The organism is Embleya sp. NPDC020630, from assembly GCF_044334985.1.
Taxonomy (GTDB): Bacteria; Actinomycetota; Actinomycetes; order Streptomycetales; family Streptomycetaceae; genus Embleya.
In genome coordinates, this window is record NZ_JBIRUB010000005.1 from 501,276 (window position 1) to 517,470 (window position 16,195).

The 16,195-nt window shown below is 72.3% G+C and carries 16 protein-coding genes; 8 read left to right on the forward strand and 8 right to left on the reverse strand.

Annotated features, from left to right (window positions below; genetic code table 11):
- Nucleotides 1-63: 63 nt before the first annotated feature.
- On the reverse strand, nt 64-711 hold the full coding sequence (locus ACH4XV_RS20865; protein ID WP_395791818.1) for a 4'-phosphopantetheinyl transferase: 648 nt from the start codon (nt 709-711) through the stop codon (nt 64-66).
- A gap of 2 nt (nt 712-713) precedes the next feature.
- Nucleotides 714-1,613 (reverse strand): metallophosphoesterase family protein, encoded by a 900-nt coding sequence (locus ACH4XV_RS20870; RefSeq protein WP_395791820.1) that lies wholly within the window; start codon nt 1,611-1,613, stop codon nt 714-716.
- Between the two features lie 186 nt (nt 1,614-1,799).
- Here ACH4XV_RS20870 and ACH4XV_RS20875 point away from each other — a divergent pair, with 186 nt between their 5' ends.
- The 5 genes from ACH4XV_RS20875 (at nt 1,800) to ACH4XV_RS20895 (ending at nt 5,201) form a co-directional block, all read left to right on the forward strand.
- A complete protein-coding gene (locus ACH4XV_RS20875; RefSeq protein WP_395791822.1) occupies nt 1,800-2,582 on the forward strand; it encodes a BTAD domain-containing putative transcriptional regulator in 783 nt (260 codons plus the stop codon).
- Between the two features lie 46 nt (nt 2,583-2,628).
- Entirely contained in the window at nt 2,629-3,390 is a 762-nt protein-coding gene (locus ACH4XV_RS20880) for a thioesterase II family protein (protein WP_395791824.1), read from the forward strand.
- Between the two features lie 192 nt (nt 3,391-3,582).
- Nucleotides 3,583-4,551, forward strand: coding sequence for a non-homologous end-joining DNA ligase (gene ligD / locus ACH4XV_RS20885; protein ID WP_395791826.1), 969 nt, complete (start codon nt 3,583-3,585; stop codon nt 4,549-4,551).
- 93 nt (nt 4,552-4,644) lie between these two features.
- The gene (locus ACH4XV_RS20890; protein ID WP_379997085.1) at nt 4,645-4,971 is read left to right on the forward strand and encodes a DUF6247 family protein; all 327 of its coding nucleotides are present in this window, start codon (nt 4,645-4,647) and stop codon (nt 4,969-4,971) included.
- Nucleotides 4,968-5,201: a hypothetical protein gene (locus tag ACH4XV_RS20895; RefSeq protein WP_379997087.1), complete on the forward strand. Its 234-nt coding sequence runs from the start codon at nt 4,968-4,970 to the stop codon at nt 5,199-5,201. Before ACH4XV_RS20890 ends, ACH4XV_RS20895 begins: the two co-directional genes overlap by 4 nt.
- A 52-nt stretch (nt 5,202-5,253) precedes the next feature.
- On the opposite strand, the gene ACH4XV_RS20900 is transcribed toward ACH4XV_RS20895, so the two are convergent.
- Together ACH4XV_RS20900 and ACH4XV_RS20905 are read right to left on the reverse strand one after the other, a co-directional pair.
- Nucleotides 5,254-6,402: an acyl-CoA dehydrogenase family protein gene (locus ACH4XV_RS20900; protein ID WP_395791828.1), complete on the reverse strand. Its 1,149-nt coding sequence runs from the start codon at nt 6,400-6,402 to the stop codon at nt 5,254-5,256.
- Between the two features lie 66 nt (nt 6,403-6,468).
- A complete protein-coding gene (locus tag ACH4XV_RS20905; RefSeq protein ID WP_395791830.1) occupies nt 6,469-9,984 on the reverse strand; it encodes an indolepyruvate ferredoxin oxidoreductase family protein in 3,516 nt (1,171 codons plus the stop codon).
- A 283-nt stretch (nt 9,985-10,267) separates the two neighbouring features.
- Here ACH4XV_RS20905 and ACH4XV_RS20910 point away from each other — a divergent pair, with 283 nt between their 5' ends.
- On the forward strand, nt 10,268-11,056 hold the full coding sequence (locus ACH4XV_RS20910) for a GNAT family N-acetyltransferase (RefSeq protein ID WP_395791832.1): 789 nt from the start codon (nt 10,268-10,270) through the stop codon (nt 11,054-11,056).
- Nucleotides 11,057-11,105: 49 nt separating this feature from the next.
- Here the strand turns inward: ACH4XV_RS20910 and ACH4XV_RS20915 are convergent, their stop codons facing one another.
- From ACH4XV_RS20915 to ACH4XV_RS20930, 4 genes are all read right to left on the reverse strand, one after another.
- Complete coding sequence (locus tag ACH4XV_RS20915) at nt 11,106-11,918, reverse strand: SGNH/GDSL hydrolase family protein (RefSeq protein WP_395792020.1); 813 nt, start codon at nt 11,916-11,918, stop codon at nt 11,106-11,108.
- 246 nt (nt 11,919-12,164) lie between these two features.
- Nucleotides 12,165-13,064 (reverse strand): sigma factor-like helix-turn-helix DNA-binding protein, encoded by a 900-nt coding sequence (locus ACH4XV_RS20920; protein WP_395791834.1) that lies wholly within the window; start codon nt 13,062-13,064, stop codon nt 12,165-12,167.
- Nucleotides 13,065-13,160: 96 nt separating this feature from the next.
- Nucleotides 13,161-13,388: a DUF6247 family protein gene (locus ACH4XV_RS20925; RefSeq protein ID WP_395791836.1), complete on the reverse strand. Its 228-nt coding sequence runs from the start codon at nt 13,386-13,388 to the stop codon at nt 13,161-13,163.
- Between the two features lie 36 nt (nt 13,389-13,424).
- Nucleotides 13,425-13,784 carry a hypothetical protein gene (locus tag ACH4XV_RS20930; protein ID WP_395791838.1) on the reverse strand — a complete coding sequence of 120 codons (360 nt, stop codon included), beginning with the start codon at nt 13,782-13,784 and terminating at the stop codon, nt 13,425-13,427.
- 108 nt (nt 13,785-13,892) lie between these two features.
- On the opposite strand from ACH4XV_RS20930, the gene ACH4XV_RS20935 reads away from it, so the two are divergent.
- A complete protein-coding gene (locus ACH4XV_RS20935) occupies nt 13,893-14,222 on the forward strand; it encodes a hypothetical protein (RefSeq protein WP_395791840.1) in 330 nt (109 codons plus the stop codon).
- 120 nt (nt 14,223-14,342) lie between these two features.
- Nucleotides 14,343-16,172 carry a glutamine--fructose-6-phosphate transaminase (isomerizing) gene (gene glmS, locus ACH4XV_RS20940; RefSeq protein ID WP_395791842.1) on the forward strand — a complete coding sequence of 610 codons (1,830 nt, stop codon included), beginning with the start codon at nt 14,343-14,345 and terminating at the stop codon, nt 16,170-16,172.
- The last annotated feature ends 23 nt before the right edge of the window (nt 16,173-16,195 follow it).

The window sequence follows — 16,195 nt, forward strand, 5'->3', positions numbered from 1 at the left end:
CGGCGATACCGATGCCGACGGGCGGACCGGGGCGGGGCCGGCGACGGCCCCGCCCCGAGCGCGTCAGTCGCCGTGTCGCACCACGATCGCCGTCACCGCGATGCCCAGATCCACCTGCCACCGTCCCGCGAACCCGTCCAGCGGTCGATCCTCGATCAGCAGCCGGGCGTCGAACGTGCCCGCCGCCGGGTCGAATTCGAGTTCGGCCTCGGCGAAGTCCAACCAGCGCGAGGTGAGCGGGAACCACGCCTTGTAGACGGACTCCTTGGCGCTGAACAGGAGCCGGTCCCAAGGGATCTCCGGCCGATCGGCGGCCAGTTCGCGCAGGTGTTTGCGCTCGGTCTCGGACGAGACCGCCTCGAGGACGCCGTCGGGCAGCGGCCCCGCCGGCTCCGCGTCGATGCCCAGGGTCAGCACCGCGGCGGCGTCCGCGACCACCGCGGCCCGATACCCGTCGCAGTGCGTCATGCTGCCGACCACGCCGGCCGGCCAACCGGGCGCACCACGCAGCCCCGGCAACAACGGCGCGGCCGGCACGCCCATCCGGGCCAACGCGCGCCGCGCGCACCGTCGGACGGTGGTGAACTCGCGGCGCCGCTTGTCCACGGCGTTTGCGAGCAGCGCCTCCTCGGCCGGGTACAGCGGCGGCCCGTCGGGGTCGTCGAAGCACTCCTCGGCGAACACCCCGGGCGGCAGAATGCGGTCGATCATCGTCATCGGGCACCCGCCGATTGCCCCGAACGGCCGGCTCCGGCGGTCCCGGCGACCTCGGCGGGCAGGATCCGGCGCGGAATCGGCCTGCGCAGCCCGTTCTTGCGCTCGCGCGGATAGCCGAGCGAGACCTCCTCGAAACGCACCCCGTCGTACCAGGTGGTGCGCGGGATGTGCAGGTGGCCGTACACCACGGCCGCGGTCGGAAAACGCCGATGCCAGTCGGCGGTCAGGTCGGTGCCGCACCACTGGGCGAACTCCGGGTACCACAGCACGTCCGTAGGCTGCCGGACCAGCGGGAAGTGGTTGACCATCAGGAACGGCGCCGCCGGATCGGCCGCCGCCGCGAGCCGGTCCTCGGTGTACGCCACCCGGGCCCGGCACCAGTCGCCGCGGGTCGGATACGGATCCGGGTGCAGCATGAACTCGTCGCTGCACACCACGCCGGCCTCGTATGCCGCGTCCAACGCCTGCTGCTGCGTGGCCGCGCCCGGCGGCCACCAGGTGTAGTCGTAGAGCACGAACATCGGTGCCACGGTGACGGTTTCGCCCGGGCCGTCCCAGACCGGGAACGGATCCTCCGGGGTCAGCACCCCCAACTCCCCGCACATCGCCACGAGATGCCGGTAGCGCTCCTCGCCGCGCAGTTGCACCGGGTCGTCGTTGGTGGACCACAACTCGTGGTTGCCCGGCACCCAGATCACCCGGGCGAAACGCTCGGCGAGCAGGCGCAGGGTCGAGGCGGTCTCCTCGACGTGCTCGGCCACATCGCCTCCGACCAGGATCCAGTCCTCGTCGTGCCCCGGCCGGATGCCCTCGACGAGTCTGCGGTTGGACGGAATGGCGGAATGCAGGTCGCTGACGGCGTACAGGGCGCGCTCGGGCGAACGGGCAGTGCTCATCGATCGACCATAGGCGGATCCGGGCCGCCGAGGGAAGGCCGACGCGGCCGAGTGGAGGGCCTGCGCAAGCCCGACGCAAGGCGGCGTAGGGGTTGGTCAGGGGTACGCCATACGCCCGTCATATGTCACCGTCGTGAGAGAGCAGGACCGGACGCCACAGGCAGCGCCACAGAGAGGGAAGAGCCGTTGCGGTACGAGATTCTCGGCCCCGTGCGGATCGTCGACGGCGCAACGCCGCGCACGATCGCGGCGCCCAAGCCGGAAACGCTCCTCTCCGCCCTGCTCGCGCGGCGGGGCCAACTGCTGACGGTCGACCAGATCGTCGCGGAGATCTGGACCGACGCCGGGCCGCAGCGGGCGAAGTCGACGGTGCACGTGTACGTTTCCCGGCTGCGGGCGATGCTCGGCGCGCCGGGACCGGCCCGCACCGGCCCATTGGCCACCTGCGCCGGCGGCTACGTGCTGCACACCGGTCCGGACCGCCTCGACGCCGACACCTTCCACGGCCTGGTCGAACGTGGTCGCGCGGGCGCGCGGGCCGGCCGGTACCACGAGGCGGCCGAGGTGTACACGAGCGCGCTCGACCTGTGGCGCGGACCGGCCTACGCCGGGGTGAGCCTCGGGCCGATCGTCCGGGCGCACGCCGCGCGGTTGGAGGCGTCCCGGCTGGAGTGCCTGGAGTTGCTGGTGGAGGCGAACCTCGCGCTCGGCCGGCACCGGGAGACGGTGGCCCGGCTGTACGCGCTGACCGGCGAGTATCCGCTGCACGAGAACTTCGCCCGGCACCTGATGGTCGCGCTGTACCACTGCGGCCGGCGCGGCGACGCGCTCGCGGTGTACCGCGACACCCGCACCGCGCTGCGCGAACTGCTGGGCCTGGAACCGTCCCGGGCGCTGCGTGAGATCCAGCACGCGGTGCTCACCGGGGCTGAACCACTGGGCGCGCGCAAGGACTCGATGGCAGGCTGACGGTCACGCAGCACGATCATTCGGTGACGATCAGAAGGGCCCTGCCATGAGTACCGCCTCCTCCGTATCGGACACCTGGATCCGCCGGTTCCATCCGGCCGCCGATCGGGTGCCGCGCCTGGTCGCGCTGCCGCACGCGGGCGGCTCGGCGAGTTTTTGGTTCCCGCTGTCGGCGGCGCTCAAGGAGCGCGTCGAGGTGCTGGGCGTGCAGTACCCGGGGCGCCAGGACCGGCGCACCGAACCGCTCATCGACGACATCGAGACCCTGGCCGAGCGCATCACCGAGGCCCTGGATCCCTGGCTGGACGAGCAACTTCCGCTGATCCTGTTCGGGCACAGCATGGGCGCGGTCCTCGGCTTCGAGGTGGCCCGGCGGTTGCGGATCCCGCCCGCCGCGCTGATCGCCTCCGGGCGTCGGGCCCCGGACCGACAGCGTGACGAGCGGGTGCACCTGCTCGACGACGCGGGGCTCGCCGCCGAACTGCGCTCGATGAGCGGCACGGACGCGAGCCTGCTGGCCAACGACGAGGTGCTGCAAATGGTGCTGCCGGCGCTGCGCGCCGACTACCGCGCGATCGAGACGTACCGGTGCACCCCCGGCGCGCCGTTGGAGTGCCCGATCACCGTGCTGATCGGCGACCGGGATCCGAAGGTCACCCTCGATGAGGCCACGGCCTGGCGCGACCACACGAACGGCACGTTCGCGCTGCACACCTTCACCGGCGGCCACTTCTATCTGACCGAACACCAGGCGGCGGTCACCGCGCGCATCGCGGACGCCATCGACGCGGTGACCGGACGGGGATAGCGCCGCCCGGGGCGCGGCCGTCGGCCGGGCGCTCGCTCGAATGGGTTCCGCGCGGGCCCGGGTCCGAGGGGCATCGGGTGGTCCGGAACACGCGGGTCGGCGGGGGATCACCCGGATATATCAGCCATCCGGGTGTATTCGGGCACATCGGCTCGGCCGGCGGCGGTGTCGGGGCCCGTCGATGATCGAGACATGGCCGGTCACGATCACGTTCATGCCGTGTTGCCCGAGATTCCGCCGATGCTGGCCACCGCGGCGCCGCTGCCCGGGGAGGAGTACGAGTTCGACTGGGGCTTCGAGGTCAAGTGGGACGGGGCCCGTACGGTGGCGTACTGCGCGGGGGACGGGGGACTGCGCCTGCTGGCGCGCGACGGGGCGGACGTGACCCGGGTGTACCCGGAACTGGCCGGCCTGGGCGAGCAGCACGGCCGGCGCCAGGCCGTGCTGGACGGCGAGATCGTGGTCCTGGACGAACGGGGGCGCCCGGACCACGCACAGCTGCGTCGGCGCATGGGTGTGGTCAACCCGCGCAAGGTGGCCCGCCTGACCATCGACGCGCCGGTGCACCTGATGTTGTTCGACGTGATGTATCTGGACGGCCGGCCGCTGCTGCACACCCCGTACCGCGAACGGCGGATGTTGCTGGCCGGCCTCGACCTGGCGGGTCCGCGCTGGTCCACCCCGGAATGGATCGAGGGCGACGCGCGGCGCGCCTGGGCGACCAGCCTGCACCAGGGCCACGAGGGCGTCGTCGCCAAACGCCTGACCTCCGAATACCAACCCGGACAACGCTCCCCGGACTGGATCAAGGCCAAGCACGTGGAGACCCACGACGTGGTCATCGGCGGCTGGATCGAGGGTCGGGGCGAGCTGCGGGGCCTGCCGGGGGCGTTGCTGGTCGGCGTCGCCGCACCCGACGGGCTGCGCTACGTCGGCACGGTCGAGGACGGCCCGACCCTGGCCGAGCGCGGCGAACTGGGCGAATACCTGGGCGCGCTGGCGCGCGCGGACTCGCCGTTCGCGGGGATGGTGGACGTGCCCGGCGCCCAGTGGGTCGACCCCCGCTTGGTCGCCGAGGTCACCGCCTGGGGCTGGACATCGGAGGGCCACCTGCGCCACCCCACGTGGCAACGCCTGCGCCCGGACCTGCCGGGCGGGTAGCGGACCCCCTCACGAGGGGCGCACACGGGGACGATGACGCACCGGCGCACGCCGACTACCGTCCGCTGCCCCACTGATGGCATCCTGACCGACATGGACGAGCAGAACGCCGACCCACGCCGGCCCCGGCACATCATCGGCGTCGGCGGGACCCACCACGCCACGCCGGCCGAGATTCGTGCGGAGCTTCCCGCCGAACTCCGCGAGGAGTTCGAGGCCGAGTACGGCAAGGCCCTCGACGCCGCCCGCGACGGTGACCTCATTCCGCTTGCCGAAATGCTCGGGCCCTGGCAGGCCGAGGTTCGCATGCGCCGCAGCCCCGACTGGCCGGAGACCGAGGAAACCATCCGACGGCTCAACGCCGGTCTGCCCGTGGACACGGTGCCCGCTCACACGGACGAATGGGAGAGCCCCCCATGAGCTACACCGTCGAGTCCACCTACACCGTGCAGCGGTGGCTGAAGGGCGCGCCCTCGCATGCGATCGGTGCCTACAACGACATGGTCTCCCGACTCGCCTCCGACCCATGGCGAGTGGGCTCGCCGACCAGGTCCGCGAACATGCGCGAGTACGCGTTCTGCGTGGAGGGCACCGCGACTTTCGTCATCGAGGATCGATGCGTGACGGTCACGATCGTGCAGATCAGCTGATCGTTCGGCCGGCCCGTACGCGCCGCCGGCGGCTCGCGGACCGACCCGCCGGCTACTTCTCCGGGTGGGTGAAGCCCCGCGCGATGACCATACGTTGGATCTGGTTGGTGCCCTCGAAGATCTGCATGATCTTCGCTTCGCGCATGTAGCGCTCGACCGGGAACTCCCGTGTGTAGCCCGCGCCGCCGAAGACCTGGACCGCGTCCGTGGTGACCTTCATCGCCGCGTCGGTGGCGATCAGCTTGGCCACGCTGGCCTGGCGGCTGTACGGGCGACCCAGATCGCGGCGGCGGGCCGCGTCGAGGTAGGTGGCGCGGGCCGAGTCGACGGCGGCGGCCATGTCGGCCAAGAGGAAGCCCAGGCCCTGGTGGTCGACGATGCGGCGGCCGAACGTGGTGCGCTCGTTGGCGTATTCGACCGCGGCGTCCAGGGCGGCCTGGGCCAGACCCGTCGCGCACGCCGCGATGCCCAGCCGACCCGAGTCCAGGGCGCTGAGCGCGATCGCCAGCCCCTGGCCCTCCGCGCCGATCAGCCGATCCCGCTCCAGGACCGCGCCGTCCCAGAACGCACTGGTCGTCGGGACCGCGTTCAGGCCCATCTTCGCCTCGGGCCGACCGAAGGCCAGCCCCTCCGCCTCGCCCGGCGCCAGGAAGCACGAGATGCCCCGGCCGCCCTCGCCGGTACGCGCGAACAGAGCGTAGAAGTCGGCCTTTCCGCCGTGCGTGATCCACGCCTTGGTGCCGGTGATCCGGTATCCGTCGGCGATCGGCCGCGCCTTGCACACGATCGCGGCCGCGTCGGAGCCCGCGTGCGGCTCGGACAGGCTGTAGCCGCCGACCAGGCGGCCCTCCAGCATGTCGGGCAACCAACGCTCCCGCTGCTCGGCCGAGCCGTAGGTGGCCACCGGGAAGCAGGCCAGCGTATGCACACTCGTGGCCACCGCGACCGCCGCCCAGCGCGCGGCCAACTCCTCCAGCACCTGGAGGTAGACCTCGTACGGCTGACCGCCGCCGCCCTCCTCCTCCGAGTAGGGCAGGCCGAGCAGGCCGACCTCGCCCAGGACGGCGAACAACCCTTCCGGGTACGACTCCTCGCGCTCGTGCCGGGCGGCCACGGGCGCCAGTTCGCGGTCGGCCACGGTACGGGTGAGGTCGAGCAGGTCCTCGGCGTCCCGGGTGGGCAGGAGGCGGTCGACGGTCACGGCTGCTCCGGAGGTCGGGGAGGTCGGGGAGGTCGGGGGTGGGGGGTGGAGCGGGAGCGGCCGAGGTCAGCTCGCGGGGACCAGCGGCGGGCCGGCCGGGGCGGCGACCGCGGCGGGCGCGGTGAGTTCGGCCAGCGCGGCGCGAGCGGCGGTGCGATACTCGGCGACCCGGGCGAGCTTGATGTCCTCGTAGCCCCGGATCGTCTCGGGCAGCGCCACCAGGGCGATCACCGCGTCGACGTTGTCGGCGGTCAGCTCGCGTAGCGCCGCCCGGACCAACGTCCGGTATTCGGCGACCAGTTCGCGCTCGACCCGACGCACCTCGGCGTAGCCGAACACATCCCAGCGGGTGCCGCGCAGGCCGCGCGCGGCGCGCAGTGCCTTGAAGGCCGGCACCGCCGTGCGCCGCAGCCGGATCTTGCGCTTCATTCCGAGGTAGCGCAGCACCGGCGGGTGCAGCAGTACCGAGACCGCCGCGTCGGGGCCGAACTCGGCGTCGCGCCGGGCCTGTTCGACCGGGTCGAGGTGCAGGCGGGCCACCTCGTACTCGTCCTTGTAGGCCATCAGGTGATGCAGCGCCCTCGCATAGGCCACCGCGACCCGCTCGCCGCCCTCGGCCCCCGCCCGTTCGACGGCCAGGGTCCGGATCGCGCGCACGTCGTCGGCGTAGCGGTGGGCGTAGGCAGCGTCCTGGTATCCCGTCAGATCGGCGATCCGGGTGCCGAGCACCTCGCGCAGCGCCGCTTCGCCGCCGGAGCGGTCGGCCAGGGCCACCGAGGCCGCGTCCACCGGGACCACCGCGAGCGGCGGCGCGGCGACCGCGGCGGCCAGTACCGCGGCCGGGTCCACGGCCAGCGCCCGACCCCACCGGAACGCCGCCAGGTTCTTGTCCACCGCCGCGCCGTTGAGCGTGATCGCCTGCTCGATCGCCGCCGCGCTCAGCGGCAGGCAGCCGTGCTGGAACGCGGCGCCGACCAGGATCATGTTGGCCGGCATGTGGTCGGCGAACAGCGCCTCGGACAAGCCGAGCGCGTCCACGTACAGGTTGTCGGCCCGCCGGGTCGCGGTGTCGATCCGCTCCAGCGTCTCGGTCGGCGAACCGGGCAGCGCGATCTGGTTGGTGACCATCGCGGCGGTGGGCACGATCGCGGTGTTGACCACGGCGACGGTGCGCTCCGGGTCGGCGGTGGCCAGGTTGCTCTCCGCCGCCGCGCCGAGCAGGTCGAAGCCGATCAGCACGTCGGCGCCGGACCGCGAGGCGCGCAGGGCGCCGGTGATCGGCCGGGTGGAAAGGCGCAGGTCGGACACCACCGGCCCGCCCTTCTGGGCCAGGCCGGTCTGCTCCAGGCCGGCCGCGTACAGCCCGTCCATGTGCGCGGCCATCTGCAGGATGGAGGAGACGGTGACCACGCCGGTGCCGCCGATGCCGGGCATCCGCACCAGCAGGTCGTCCGCGCCGAACCGGCGCTCGGGCAGGGCGGGTTCGAGCGGCAGATCGGGTATCGCCCGGGTCTTGCGGGTGCCCGGCTCGACCAGCAGGAAGGACGGGCAGTCGCCGTTCAGGCAGCTGAAGTCGGAGTTGCACGAACCCTGGTGGATGTGTGTCTTGCGGCCGAACTCGGTGTCCACGGGCTGCACCGACAGGCACGACGACTTGTCGCCGCAGTCGCCGCAACCCTCGCACACGCGCTCGTTGATGACGACCTTCTCGGCCGGGGTCGGCAACTGCCCGCGCTTGCGCAGCCGGCGCTCCTCCGCCGCGCACCGGTCGTCGTGGATCAGCACGGTGACCCCGTCGAGGGCGGACAACTCGCGCTCCACATCCTGGAGTTCGTCGCGGTGCCTAACGCTCGCGATCGGGTCGAGCCGAACTCCCCGGTAGCCGCGCGGGTCATCGGTGGTGACCACCACGCGGCGCACCCCCTCGACCGCGAGCAGTCGGGTCAACGCCGGTACGTCCAACCGGCCTTCGGCCTTCTGGCCGCCCGTCATCGCGACCGCGTCGTTGTACAGCAGCTTGTAGGTCATCTTGGTGCCGGCCGCGACGGCGGCGCGAATCGCCAGCGAGCCCGAGTGGTGGAAGGTGCCGTCGCCGAGGTTTTGCACGAAGTGCTTGTCGTCGGTGAACGGCGCCAGCCCGATCCACTGCGCGCCCTCGCCGCCCATCTGGGTCAGCCCGAGCTGGTGCCCGCGGCCCTTGCCGTCGAGCGCGATCATCACGTGGCAGCCGATGCCGACACCGACCAGGGTGTCGTCGGCGGTGCGGGTGGAGGCGTTGTGCGGACAGCCGGAACAGAAGTACGGGGTGCGCGAGGCCAGCATCGGCAGCGCGATCCGCGCGCGGCGCTTGGGGGCGAGCGTGGCGAGGTAGGCGGCGGCGGACTCGGGCAGCCGGTCCGCGCCGAGCCGGGCGGCGATCGCGCGGGCCACGTCGTCGGCGCCGAGCGTGCCGCGCGCGGTGAGCAGCGGGCGGCCGGTGTCGTCGCGCCGACCGACGATGCGGGGCGCGTTCGGGCGGCGGTACAGCGCCTCCTTGAGCCGGGCCTCCAGGAACGGCACCTTGTCCTCGACCACCAGGACCTCGTCCAGGCCGTCGGTCAGCTCGGCGAGTTCCGCGTCGTCCAGCGGGAACGGCATGCCGATGCGGATCAGCCGGACGTCCGGGGCCGCGTCGTCGGTCAGACCGAGGTCGGTCAGCGCGCGGCGGACCACCGAGAACGACACGCCGGCTGCGAGGATGCCCAGCCGGGCGTCGGGGGTGTCGTGCACGACCTTGTTCAGGCCGTGTTCACGGGCGTACGCGCGGGCCAGGTCGAGCCGGCGGGTGATCAGGTCGTGCTCGGCGTCGAGCGCGGCCGGACCGACCAGGGTCGGCAGCGTGCCGCGCTTGGTCGCGGTCGGGACCGGGATGTCCTTGCCCCATCCGGACACGTCCACCGTGGTCGACGCGTCGGCGATGTCGGCGACGATCTTCAGGCCCGTCCACAGGCCGCAGGCGCGCGACATGGCCACCGCGTGCAGCCCGAACTCGACGATCTCGCCGATCGTGCCGGGGGCGAGCAGCGGCATCGACAGGCTTTCCATCATCGGCTCGCACGAGCTGGGCACCGTCGACGACTTGCTGCCCGGGTCGTCGCCGATCCACGCGACGGCACCGCCGAGGGGTGCGGTGCCGGCCATCGTGGCGTGTCGAATCGCGTCGGCGGCGCGGTCCAGGCCCGGGTTCTTGCCGTACCAAAAGCCGGTCACCCCGGCATACCGGGCGCCCGGCGTCTGGTCCACCAGCTGGGTCCCGGCCACGGCGGTCGCGGCCAGCTCCTCGTTGAGTCCGGCCTGGAACACCACCCCGGCCGGGTCCAGGAACCGCTTGGCGCGCCCCATCTCCAGGTCGACACCGCCCAGCGGCGAGCCCTGATAGCCGCTGACGAAGACCCGGGTGTCCAGTCCGCGCTCGGTGTCGAGCCGACGCTGTTCCAGGGTCAGGCGAATGAGCGCCTGCACGCCGGAGATCAGCACGCGGCCCTGGTCGGCGGCGTACTTGTCGTCCAACGAAACCGACGGAGAAGCCTGATCTGCGCGCACGGGAGCCTCCGTCGAAACCGGATGGTGGGGTGGGGTGCGGTAAGCACACCAACGGCTCGTCCTCGACGCAAGTACCTTGCGGGATTTCCCTTGAAAGACGCAAAGATATTGCTGCCGAGGTGCTCTGGGACGCAGTGCTTTGCGTGTGAAGCACGTCACCGGAGGGGTGGTCCGGGCGGGCGTGCGACGGCCGATGGAGTGACGGGCTCCGTTCGGCGGACGCGGGGCCGGGGTAGCCCATGACCGCGACGGCGGTGGTCGGCGGGCGAAGGGCGGCGGCGGGATGGGCGATCCGGTGGTGCGCGAACTGCACGAACTCGACGAGTTCCGGGAGGTCGAGCGGCTGTACGACGAGATCTGGCCGCACGTCGCGGGACAGGGCCGGGTGCTGACCGTCGAGCTGATGCGGGCGCTGGATCATGCCGGGAACTATGTGGCCGGGGCGTATCGCGACGGCCGGCTCGTCGGCGCGTCCGTGGCCTTCTTCGGCGCGCCGATCGGCGAGACGCTGCACTCGCACGCGACCGGCGCCGTGGCCGGGAGCGGGGTGGGCTTCGCACTCAAGCGGCACCAGCGGGAATGGGCGCTCGCGCGCGGGCTGCTCCGGATCACCTGGACGTTCGACCCGCTGGTCCGCCGGAACGCCTACTTCAACCTGGTCAAACTGGGCGCGCGGCCGGAGGAGTACCTGCCGAACTTCTACGGCGACGACATGGTCGACACGGTCAACAGCGGGGATCGCAGCGACCGGGTGCTGGCCGTGTGGCGGTTGCACGACGCCCGGGCGCGGGCGGCCATGGGGGAGGCGGAGCCGGCGGTGTCGGGCGCGGTGGCGCGGGCCGAGCCGGCCCTGGTGGAGCGCGACGGCCGGCCGGTGTCGCTGCCCACCGACGCCGAGGTGGTACGGGTCGCGGTGCCCGCCGACATCGAGGCGATGCGCCGGACCGACCCCGAGGCGGCCGGGGCCTGGCGGTCGGCGCTGCGCGAGGTGCTGGGCGGGCTGCTCGACGCCGGGGCGCGGGTGCTCGACTTCGACCGGGAGGCCGGCTACCTGGTGGCGCGCCGGGGGTGACGACGCGCGTCCGGGGCGACCTGGGGCCGCCCCGGACGGTGTCGCCTACCTAGTGGGCGCGCACACCCACCACGGCCTGGAGCGCGGGCAGGTAGCCCTGGCTCTGGCCGGAAGTCGTGGGGTGGTACGACTCCTCGATCGGCAAGGAGACGCCGTTGACCCAGGGGTTCGACGCGCAGACCCCGTGTCCGGCGAACCGCGAGCGTACGTCGGCGAAATCGGCGTTGGCGGCGCTCGCGCGCTGGTGGGTGACCTCGTCCAGGGTGTCGGCGGCCTGGTTGATCACGGTGCGCTTGGCCTGGCTCAAGCCCAGGAAGCATGAACCGAGTTCGAACAGGCGCGGGTAACCGAGCACGACGAGGCGGGCGTTGGGGGCCTTGGCCCGGATCTGGGCGTAGGTGGCGTCGAGATCGCCGGGCAGGGTGGTGGTCGCGTATGTCTTGGCCTTGTTCACGGCGGCGGCGCACTCGCTGTCCGAACTGAGCACGCAGGTGGTGATGGTGCTGACGAATCCGGCGTCGTTGCCGCCGATGCTGATGGTCACCAACTGCGTGGCGCTGTTCAGGACGGACAGTTGACCGTTGCGTACGTCGGCGGTCTTGGCACCGGAACAGGCGGCGAACGCGAAGGTGCCGCCCGGGTGGGCCTGATTCCACAGGGCGGGGTAGGACTTGGCGCTGCGCTTGCACGAGCCGCTGTCGGGAAGGTAGGAGCCGGTACCGACCCCGGAACTGTACGAGTCGCCCAGGGCGGCGTAGTTCGTGGCGTAGCTCGCCGCGGGCGCGGCCTGGGCGCTCGGTGCGACGACGCCGATGGCGGCGGCGGCCACGGCGGCGGCCACCGCGGCGATGGTGCGAGGCATGGGAAGCACGGGCGGGTCTCCTCGGAAGACGTGGGGACGCCGCGTCCCACGTTGGGATACCCGAGCCGGAACGGCCTTGCCTCGTCCGCCTCTACCGCAGTCGTCACCCTTGACACTCGGCTTTGCGCACACATCGTCCCGCCCCGATCTCCCCCGTGCCTAGGCGGATTTCGGCCGGTTGACACGTGTAGAACAGGCCCCCGAAACCGATGCCGGGGGCAGGGGGCCGCAGGGGGTGTTCCGGTGTCAATTCGGGGTGAACGGGGTGGCGGCGGCGATGTGGGTGAGCTTGGCGGGGTTGCGGACGAAGTAGATGCCGGTGACGAGGCCGCCCTCGACCCGGATCGTCATCACGCTGTCGATCTCGCCGTCGACGCGCAGGAGCAGCGCCGGATCGCCGTTGACGGTGGTGGGCTCGCCGGTGAGCGCGCCCTCCTTGTCGCCGAGGCCGACGAGGAGGAGGCGGACCACCTTCTCGATGCCCGTGACGGGCCGCAGCGCGGCGCTTCGTACGCCGCCGCCGTCGCTGATCAGGACGACGTCGGGGGCGAGTACGTCGAGCACACCCTGGAGGCCGCCGGTCTCGACGGCGTGTTGGAACGACGTGAGCGCGGCCCGGGCCTGGCGCGGGGAGACCACTTCGCGGGGGCGCCGGGCGTCGACGTGCCTGCGGGAGCGGTGGGCGATCTGGCGGACCGCGGCCGGGGTCTTGCCGACCGCCTCCGCGATCTCGTCATAGCCGACGTCGAAGACCTCGCGCAGCACGAACACGGCCCGCTCGGTGGGCGAGAGGGTCTCCAGGACGAGCATCACGGCCATGGACAGGCTCTCGGCCAGTTCGGCGTGCTCGGCGACGTCCGGCGAGGTGAGCAGCGGCTCGGGCAGCCAGGGGCCGACGTAGGTCTCCTTGCTGCGCCGCAGGGCCCGCAGCCGGTCGAGGGCGCGCCGGGTCGTGTAGTCGACGACCGCGTCGTGCGACCCCGCCACCAACTGGTGCAGTCGCAGCCGCTCGACGAAGGTCGCGCGAGGGTTGACGAGGGTCACGGCCACGTCCTCGCGGCGGGTCAGCCGGTTGGCCGCGAGAACTCCGGCGTATCCGCCGCCGATCACGATGACTGCCGTGCGCCCACCGGTGTGCTGTGTCATGGTCCCTGCTCCGTTCGCTCGGGTTACGCACACAAGGCGTCGCCCGAACCGAACTTGTGACACCGTGTGGCCCGGATCACATCGACGAGGTTCGAGTCAGTCGGCGGCTCGTGCGCGCCGGCGGGCGAGTTCGGCCTGCCACGTCGCGAGGGTGTCGGCCAACGGATGCAGGGTGCCGTTGGCGTTGGCCTCGGCCAGGGCGTCCTGATACGCCTCCTCGAAGTCCATGCGCAGGTCGTCGGGGAGTTCGGCGCGGAGTTCGGCGGGAGCCGGGTGGGTCGGGCCGCCGATGTGGATGGTGCGGTGGGGTGTCCGGTCGTTCATGGGGACAGGGTGGCGCATGGCGGGGGCGTCGGCGATTCAGTCGGCTTCCGGGGCGTGAAGGGCGTCCAGGGCTTCCGCGGCTTCCGGGGCGTCCGGGTCGAGGGTGGCGAGGCGGCGGGCCCGGGCGGTCAGGGCCTCGTAGCCGGCGCGGTCCTTGCAGGTGACGGCCATGCGTTGGATCTCGGTGAGGGTGTCGGCGGCCGCGGCGAGGTGTACGGCGAAGTCGTCGTAGCGGTGGGCGTCCCAGGCCGCGGCGGCGGCCTTCAGGCCCTGGCTGACCACGCGTTCGTAGTCGGCGCGGAGATCGTCGTCGACGACGGCGAGGGCCTGATCGGTGATCCGCGCGTTCAGGCCGGTACCGGTCACGACGAGGTGGATGTCGGGTGCGCGATCCATCCCCCCAGCGTGGCACCGCGACACCCCGCCCCGACACCCGGCGCGCGGAGCAGGACACACCCCGCTTCCGCGCGCTCCCACGACCGGAGTGCGCTACTCGGTGGCCGCGTGACCTCGGATCTGCCCGAATTCGGGCAGATTCTTGCCGTAGGGGCGACATGGGGCCAGGATCGGGGAGTGGCTGACGGCGAATTGGTGGAGCGCATCGTGGCGACGACCGGCCTCGCACCCGGCGAGGTGGCGCGGATCGTCGACGACGTGCTGGCCTGGTACCGCGAGCCGGTCGAGGACTATGTGCGGCGCCGGCATCGCCATCACAAGGTCTACGGTCGGCGCAACGCGCAGATCTATCGCCTGATCGCCGACGAACTGGGCGAACGCCTCGTCGCGCCACCGGAGTTGACCGAACGTCAACTGCGCCGCGTGATCTACGGCTGAGCCGACCGGGCGACGGTCGCGACCGCGACCGCCGTTGTGTCGCTCGCAGGCCCCGTGCGCGCCATCCACCCCCGACCGCCCCGGCGGTCGGTCCGTCGACCTGCCGAGGAGCGCAGCAGTATGTGTGGAATTGTCGGATACATCGGCGCCCAGCAGGCCGCCCCCATCCTGCTCGAAGGTCTGGGACGACTGGAGTACCGCGGCTACGACTCGGCCGGCATCGCCGTGCTCGGCGCGCGTGGCGCGGTCAAGGTGGTCCGCCGGGTGGGCCGCGTGCACGCGCTCGCCGCCGCAGTGCCGGCCAAAACCGCCGGGCGGGTGGGCATCGGACACACCCGCTGGGCCACCCACGGCGCGCCCTCGGAGGCGAACGCCCACCCGCAGCCCTCCGCCGACGGCCGGATCCAGGTCGTGCACAACGGCATCATCGACAACGCGGCCGAACTGCGCGCCCGCCTCGCGGCCGAGGGCGTCGACCTCGCCTCGGACACCGACACCGAGGTCCTGGCCCACCTGATCGCCGGCGCGACCCGGACGCGGGACACCCTGGAAACCGCCGTCCTGGCCGCGCTCGCGCAGGTGACCGGGACGTACGCGATCGCCGTCGTGGACACCGCGACGCCGGACCGGATCGTGGTGGCCCGCAACGGCTCGCCGCTCGTGATCGGGGTCGGCGAGCGCGAGATGTTCGTGGCCAGCGACGTGTCCGCCCTGGTCCGGCACACCAGCTCGGTCGTGCACCTGGAAGACGGCGAACTGGCCAGTGTGACCGCCACCGGCTTCCGGACCTTCACCCGCGAGCGGGACGACGTCGCCAAGACGCCCACCACGGTCGAACTCACCGTCGAGGAACTCGAACTCGCGGGCCACGACCACTTCATGCACAAGGAGATCCACGAACAGCCCTCCTCCGTCGAGCGCATGCTCGGCGGCCGGCTCGACGACCGGTTCGGCTCGGCCCGCCTCGACGGCCTGCGGATGGAGCTGCGCGAGTTGCGGGGATTTCGCCGGGTCAAGGTGCTCGGCTGCGGATCGGCGTACTACGTGGGCCAGTTGGGCGCGACGCTGATCGAGGACCTGGCCCGGGTGCCCGCCGACGCCGAGCCCGCGTCGGAGTTCCGCTACCGCAATCCGGTGATCGAGCCGGACACGCTGTACGTCGCGGTCAGCCAGTCCGGAGAGACCGCCGACACGCTCTTCGCGGTCCGCGAGATCCAGCGCAAGGGCGGCCGGGTGGTCGGGTTGGTCAACGTGGTCGGCTCGTCCATCGCGCGCCAGTGCGACGGGGGGGTCTATCTGCACGCCGGGCCGGAGGTCTCGGTCGCCTCGACCAAGGCGCTGACCCACATGGCGGTCGGCTTCGCGCTGCTCGCGCTCGCGCTCGGTCGGGTGCACGACCTCTCGCACGCGGACGGCGCGCGGATCCTGGCCGGCCTCCAGGCGCTGCCCGGCCAGATCGCCGAGATCCTGGCGGACGAGGAGACCATCGCCGAGGCGGGCAGGCGGCTCGCGGACGCGCGCAGCCTGTTCTTCATCGGCCGGGTCCGGGGGTATCCGGTGGCGCGCGAGGCCGCGCAGAAGTTCAAGGAGATCACCTACCGGCACGCCGAGGCGTACCCCAGCAGCGAACTCAAGCACGGGCCGCTCGCGCTGATCGACGCCGACCTGCCGACCGTGGCCGTCATCCCGGACGACGACCTGGTCGAACGCAACCTCGCGGCCGCGCACGAGATCCGCGCGCGCGGCGGACGGCTGACCGTGATCACCCACCCGGGGGTGGACCTCGGCGACCTGGAGGCCGACCGGATCACCGTGCCGCGCAACGAGCGCGAACTCGACCCGATCCTGCTCACCATCCCCACCCAGCTGCTCGCGTACCACGCGGCCCGGGCCCTCGGCGAGGACATCGACCGCCCCCGCAACCTGGCCAAGTCGGTCACGGTCGAATAGCCCGGCGTCGGCGCCGCTCGGCT

What these genes read in the sequence shown, in the direction of transcription:
- ACH4XV_RS20865 (WP_395791818.1), bottom strand. Translation starts at nt 711, where the DNA reads ATGATCGACCGCATTCTGCCGCCCGGGGTGTTCGCCGAGGAGTGCTTC.
- ACH4XV_RS20870 (WP_395791820.1), bottom strand. Translation starts at nt 1,613, where the DNA reads ATGAGCACTGCCCGTTCGCCCGAGCGCGCCCTGTACGCCGTCAGCGAC.
- ACH4XV_RS20880 (WP_395791824.1), top strand. Translation starts at nt 2,629, where the DNA reads ATGAGTACCGCCTCCTCCGTATCGGACACCTGGATCCGCCGGTTCCAT.
- ligD (WP_395791826.1), top strand. Translation starts at nt 3,583, where the DNA reads ATGGCCGGTCACGATCACGTTCATGCCGTGTTGCCCGAGATTCCGCCG.
- ACH4XV_RS20890 (WP_379997085.1), top strand. Translation starts at nt 4,645, where the DNA reads ATGGACGAGCAGAACGCCGACCCACGCCGGCCCCGGCACATCATCGGC.
- ACH4XV_RS20895 (WP_379997087.1), top strand. Translation starts at nt 4,968, where the DNA reads ATGAGCTACACCGTCGAGTCCACCTACACCGTGCAGCGGTGGCTGAAG.
- ACH4XV_RS20910 (WP_395791832.1), top strand. Translation starts at nt 10,268, where the DNA reads ATGGGCGATCCGGTGGTGCGCGAACTGCACGAACTCGACGAGTTCCGG.
- ACH4XV_RS20915 (WP_395792020.1), bottom strand. Translation starts at nt 11,918, where the DNA reads ATGCCTCGCACCATCGCCGCGGTGGCCGCCGCCGTGGCCGCCGCCGCC.
- ACH4XV_RS20920 (WP_395791834.1), bottom strand. Translation starts at nt 13,064, where the DNA reads ATGACACAGCACACCGGTGGGCGCACGGCAGTCATCGTGATCGGCGGC.
- ACH4XV_RS20925 (WP_395791836.1), bottom strand. Translation starts at nt 13,388, where the DNA reads ATGAACGACCGGACACCCCACCGCACCATCCACATCGGCGGCCCGACC.
- ACH4XV_RS20930 (WP_395791838.1), bottom strand. Translation starts at nt 13,784, where the DNA reads ATGGATCGCGCACCCGACATCCACCTCGTCGTGACCGGTACCGGCCTG.
- glmS (WP_395791842.1), top strand. Translation starts at nt 14,343, where the DNA reads ATGTGTGGAATTGTCGGATACATCGGCGCCCAGCAGGCCGCCCCCATC.